Below are 5,335 nucleotides of genomic sequence, written 5' to 3'. Positions count from 1 at the left end.
GGGGCGGTTCGCGCATCGCCTGCGGCACGGTTGGCAAGTAGTCTCTCGGGTCATGCATGCGGCACATGAACAAAAAAGGCCTCCATTTGTTGGAGGCCTTTTTGATAGAGAGGCGATCAGCTTTTGGGATCGAGGATGCGCACGGTCTGCACATCGCTCTTCTTCTGCTCCTCCCGGGTGCGATTGACCCGGGTCTCGAGCTCCTCGGCATTCGTTGACTGCTCAATGGGTAGCTGCTCGAAGAAATCGCAGGCCACGCAGTCACGATAGCGGATGCCGTTCTGTTCCCAGGTACGGATCTTGTCCATGGCGGCGCAGCGCTGACAGATCGCCCCGGCGATGAAGCGTTTGGGTGTCGTCATCAGTATCCTCCTCAAGCAGCACGAATGCCGCTATGGCGTAGTAGAGGGTCGACGCTGGGATCGCGTCCGCGAAAGGCACGGAACAGCTCTGCTGCATCTCTTGAGCCGCCTTGCTCGAGGATTTCCTGGCGAAAGCGCGTGCCCGTCTCTTCATCGAATACGCCGGCTTCCTCGAAGGCGCTGTAGGCGTCCGCGGAGAGCACCTCGGCCCATTTGTAGCTGTAATAACCCGCCGCATAGCCACCGGCGAAAATATGACTGAAGCTAGTCTGGAAGCGGTTGAAATCAGCGCGAGGTACGACAGAAAGCTTGTCGCGTACCTCATCCAGCAGCGTCTGAACGTCACTGGCGGTTGGCTCTTTGAGTTCGTAATGCAAACGAAAGTCGAACAGTGAAAACTCGATTTGACGCAGCATGCCCATGGCGGACTGAAAGTTTCTGGCGGCCTGCAATTTTTCAAGCAGTTCATCCGGCAAACCCACGCCGCTATCGACATGAGAGGCAAGCAGGTCAAGACCCTCCCGCTCCCAGCAGAAGTTCTCCATGAACTGGCTGGGCAGTTCCACCGCGTCCCAGGCAACCCCATTGATGCCCGAGACATCGGCGACGCTTTGCTGGGTCAGCATATGGTGCAAGCCATGACCGAACTCGTGAAACAGCGTGGTTACCTCATCATGGGTTAGCAGGGCCGGCTTGTCGCCTACCGGGCGAGTGAAATTGCAGGTCAGATAGGTGACAGGTAACTGCAGGCTGCCGTCCTCGCGTTGACGGCGCACCCGGCACTCGTCCATCCAGGCGCCACCACGCTTGCCTTCCCGGGCATAGAGATCAAGATAGAAACCGGCAATAGGCACATTGCTTTCGCGAATCTCAAAAAAGCGCACATCCGGGTGATAGCGAGGCACGTCCTCGTCTTCGACGAACTGCACGCCATAAAGCCGCTCGGTGACCTTGAACAAGCCATCAATCACCTTAGGGGCCGGGAAGTAGGGCCGCAGCTGCTCCTGGGAAATGGCGTAGCGCGATTCCCGCAGCTTTTCGCTGGCATAGCCTACATCCCAGGGTTCGAGATTCGTCAGCCCCAGGGTTTCCTCAGCGAAGGCATTGAGTTCGTTGAACTCTTCCTGAGCCTGGGGATAAGCACGTCTGGCAAGGTCTTCGAGAAACTCGAGTACTTGCGCAGGTGACTCCGCCATCTTGGTGGCCAGGGAGTAGTCGGCGTAGGTATCAAAGTCGAGCAGCTGGGCAAGTTCATGACGCAGTGCCAGGATCTGTTCGATATTTCCAGCGTTATCGTACTCCCCGGCATTGGGGCCTTGATCCGAAGCGCGGGTGGCAAAAGCGGTATACACTTCCCGGCGCAGCTCTCGGTCATCGGCATAGGTGAGTACCGGATAGAAGCTGGGGAAATCCAGGGTGATACGATACCCTTCGAGATTCTTGGCCTCGGCGTTGGCCTTGAGCGTATCCAAGGCGCTTTGAGGCAGGCCGTCGAGCTTGGCTGCGTCGCTTACGTCCTTGTGCCAGGCCTGGGTGGCATCCAGCACGTTGTTGGAAAAGCTGTTGGAAAGCTCCGACAGTTTTGCCTGGATTTCACCATAGCGACGTTTTTTCTCTGCAGGTAAGTCGACGCCGGCAAGATGGAAATCTCGCAAGGTGTTGTCCACCGAGCGCCGCTGGGCATGGTCGAGATCGCCGTAGGCTTTAGAGTCTTTCAATGCCTGGTAGGCGCGAAACAATCCGTCATGCTGACCTAGCCAGGTGCCATAGTCGGAGAGTTTGGCCAGGCAGGTTTGATACGCTTCTCGCAGTGCCGGTGTGTTCATGGTGCCATTAAGATGTGACACCGGTGACCAGGCCTGGGACAGACGATCGTTGAGCTCTTCAAGCGGTGCCGCCAGAGTCGACCAGCGAGGAGAATGAGCTGCTTTCTCGGCCAGGCGATCAATGGCGCTGCGATTCTCATCAAGAATCTGCTCGATCGCCGGCACCACATGGTCGGGCTGAATTTCACCGAAGGGTGGCAGCGTATGACTTTCGAGAAGTGGGTTGTTGGGCATGGACACAGTTCCTTGTCGTGATGAGCATGATTGTTAGTTTAGATGCGGCTGCCAGCGCTGCGTTTCAATATCGCACAGGCAAGATTGGCCGCTGAAAGTCAGACTGCTACTCTCGCGCCTTTAACGTCGGAACGATACGGCTTCATCGAACACAACGCAGGCAGGCATACATGGGCGAAACATTGGAGCGCTGGAGTACGCGGCGTGCATTTATTCTAGCGGTAACCGGTGCCGCCGTGGGGTTGGGTAACATCTGGCGTTTTCCCTACATGACCGGAGAAAACGGCGGCGCCGCCTTTCTTATGTTGTATGTAGTATTCGTGATCGCCCTAGGGCTGCCGGTAATGATGGCAGAGATTCTGATTGGTCGTGCCGGACGCCGCAGTCCCATGCAGTCCTTGGCACATCTTGCTCGAGCGGCTGGCGCCACGCCTCATTGGCGCTGGTTGGGAGCATTTGGTGGGGTCACGGTATTTTTCATTCTCTCTTTCTACTCCGTGGTCTCGGGTTGGTCGATCGAGTATTTGGTCGACTCGGTCAATGGGAATTTCGTAGGCCTCTCGCCTCAGGAGATCGGCACCAGCTTCGATGCCTTCCTTGCCGACCCCCTGCGTATGACCTTCAACCATACGCTGTTTCTGTTATTGACCATGTCCGTGGTTGCGGCAGGGGTCTCCGGTGGTCTGGAAAAACTCAATAATCTACTGATGCCGCTGCTGTATCTGCTGCTTCTGATACTGGCCATCTACGCCACTACGACCGATGGTTTCGGTGCTGCCATGGCTTGGCTGTTCGCTCCGGATCCTTCCGCTATTACGGGCTCCGTGGTGTTGAATGCCATGGGCCATGCCTTTTTCACTCTGGCACTAGGCGCCTGTGCGCTGATGGCCTATGGCGCTTACATGCCGGAGCATCAGAGCCTGCCTCGGGCCGTAGTCGCGGTCGCGATACTCGATGTGACGGTAGCGTTGCTGTCGGGTATCGCCATTTTCTCGGTGGTGTTCTCCCAGGGCATGGATCCCGGTGAAGGGCCGGGGCTAATGTTCGTGACGTTACCCATTGCCTTTGCCCAACTGCCCGGCGGTTCTTTATGGCTGAGCACTTTTTTCTTATTACTGCTGTTGGCCACCTGGACGTCCTCGATCAATCTAGCGGAGCCAATGGTCGTCACGTTGCAAGATGCAGGGCTCAAGCGTGGTCATGCGACTGCGATCATCGGTGCACTGGTCTGGGCGGCAGGTATGCTTTCGGTCCTGTCGTTTTCCACCATGGCCGACGTACATTGGATCGGCGAGATGAACTTCTTCGATCTTGTGACCACGATCTACGGATGTCTTCCTGCCGGTGGGCGGGGTGTTGATTGCTATCTTCGCTGCCTGGATCATGGCACAGGAAACAGCGCAACAGGCCTTGGGGGTTGATGCCAAGCGTTTTCGTCTCTGGCAAACCCTGGTGCGGTACGTTTCCATTCCCCTGGTCGTGATCGTACTGGTATCCGATCTATTCTGAATGTACCTGCAACCATTCTAGGAGCTGAACATGACAGTTCGAACTTTTCAGGGGCAAACACCGCAGTGCGGCGAGCGAGTGTATATCGATCCTGCTTGCGTTGTGCTGGGAGATGTCGAATTGGGCGATGACTGTTCGGTGTGGCCGATGACGGTGATTCGCGGCGATATGCATCGTATCCGCATTGGCGCGCGTACCAGTGTGCAGGATGGCAGCGTATTGCATATCACTCATGCCAGTGATTTCAATCCTGGGGGCTATCCGCTGACCATTGGCGATGATGTCACCATTGGGCACAAGGCCATTCTTCATGGCTGTACTCTGGGTAGTCGTATCCTGGTGGGCATGGGCGCATCGTCATGGATGGTGCGGTCGTCGAAGATGAGGTGATCATTGCCGCTGGTGCGGTAGTGACGCCGGGAAAAACGCTGGAAAGCGGCCATGTCTACGCAGGAAATCCGGCCAAACCCTTGCGTGAACTCAAGGCCAGCGAGCGAGAGTTCTTCGCCTATACGGCAAGCAACTATGTCAGACTCAAAGATCAATATCTTGTCGATAGCCAGACAGATTAGTTGAAGAGGCTGGATGCCTCTATTTAGAGCTGATGCTGCTCGGCAACTGATTGTTTTGTTGAACCATTCCTCGCATAATCTGGATTTTTATCCAGTATGCGAGGTTTTTGATGGCCAATTTTCGTACCCACCTGAGTGTCGCCACGGTTGCTGGCGTATTGGTGGGGCTAGGTGGCCGGCAAATGTCGCTTTGGCCAACGCTTGAGGCGGTACCAATAACGGTATTGATTGCTTTTGGTGGCATTCTGCCTGATATCGACTCTGATAATTCTCATGCCGTCCGTTTGGTTTTCACCTTGCTCGCTGCACTTGCTACAGTCAGTGGAGCGCTAATGTTTCAAGAACAGTTGGCGCCGGGAATGCTATTGATGCTCTGTGCCGTGCTCTTTCTCGGCATACGCTACGTGCTTAGCGCGGTATTCAAGCACTTTTCCGTTCATCGAGGTATCTGGCATTCTCTTCTCGCGACATTATTGGGCAGCTTACTGACAGCCTGTGCCAGCTATCAGTTCTTTTTAGAAAGTGCCTGGATGGCCTGGGCTCATGGGCTTGCTCTGGGGTTTGGTATGATGGTGCATTTGCTTCTGGATGAATGCTATAGCGTTGATCTTGTCGGTATCCGAGTGAAGCGTTCATTCGGTACGGCGCTCAAGTTTTTCGACTACCGTGAGCCGCTAAACTCGCTGCTGATGCTGTTATTGATGAGTGCCCTAATCCCGTGGCTACCACCTTGGTCCGCATTGACGCAGCTTGTGTCCCAAGGCATGGGATATTGGTTTTGAGAATCACGCTAAAGCGCTATTTATGCTGATGAATCACTATCAAATAGGGG

General features: G+C 55.4%; 3 protein-coding genes and 2 pseudogenes. 3 read left to right on the top strand and 2 right to left on the bottom strand.

Annotated elements, in window-relative coordinates; translation table 11 throughout:
* Nucleotides 1-116 precede the first annotated feature (116 nt).
* Entirely contained in the window at nt 117-362 is a 246-nt protein-coding gene (locus CH74_RS17240; RefSeq protein WP_048308779.1) for a YheV family putative zinc ribbon protein, read from the bottom strand.
* An 11-nt stretch (nt 363-373) separates the two neighbouring features.
* On the bottom strand, nt 374-2,422 hold the full coding sequence (prlC, locus tag CH74_RS17235; RefSeq protein WP_048308778.1) for an oligopeptidase A: 2,049 nt from the start codon (nt 2,420-2,422) through the stop codon (nt 374-376).
* A gap of 170 nt (nt 2,423-2,592) precedes the next feature.
* Between prlC and CH74_RS17230 the strand changes: the two are divergent.
* From CH74_RS17230 to CH74_RS17220, 3 genes and pseudogenes are all read left to right on the top strand, one after another.
* Nucleotides 2,593-3,931, top strand: a pseudogene (locus CH74_RS17230) (sodium-dependent transporter).
* Nucleotides 3,932-3,961: 30 nt separating this feature from the next.
* Nucleotides 3,962-4,503, top strand: a pseudogene (locus tag CH74_RS17225) (gamma carbonic anhydrase family protein).
* 110 nt (nt 4,504-4,613) lie between these two features.
* Nucleotides 4,614-5,285 carry a metal-dependent hydrolase gene (locus tag CH74_RS17220; protein ID WP_048308777.1) on the top strand — a complete coding sequence of 224 codons (672 nt, stop codon included), beginning with the start codon at nt 4,614-4,616 and terminating at the stop codon, nt 5,283-5,285.
* Nucleotides 5,286-5,335 lie beyond the last annotated feature (50 nt).

The organism is Halomonas sp. PR-M31 (assembly GCF_001039575.1).
Taxonomy (GTDB): Bacteria; Pseudomonadota; Gammaproteobacteria; order Pseudomonadales; family Halomonadaceae; genus Modicisalibacter.
This window is presented reverse-complemented; position numbering and strand designations above follow the sequence as displayed.

Bases quoted from the DNA above. Each gene is read 5' to 3' on its own strand.
- prlC (WP_048308778.1), bottom strand. From the start codon at position 2,422: ATGCCCAACAACCCACTTCTCGAAAGTCATACGCTGCCACCCTTCGGT.
- CH74_RS17240 (WP_048308779.1), bottom strand. From the start codon at position 362: ATGACGACACCCAAACGCTTCATCGCCGGGGCGATCTGTCAGCGCTGC.
- CH74_RS17220 (WP_048308777.1), top strand. From the start codon at position 4,614: ATGGCCAATTTTCGTACCCACCTGAGTGTCGCCACGGTTGCTGGCGTA.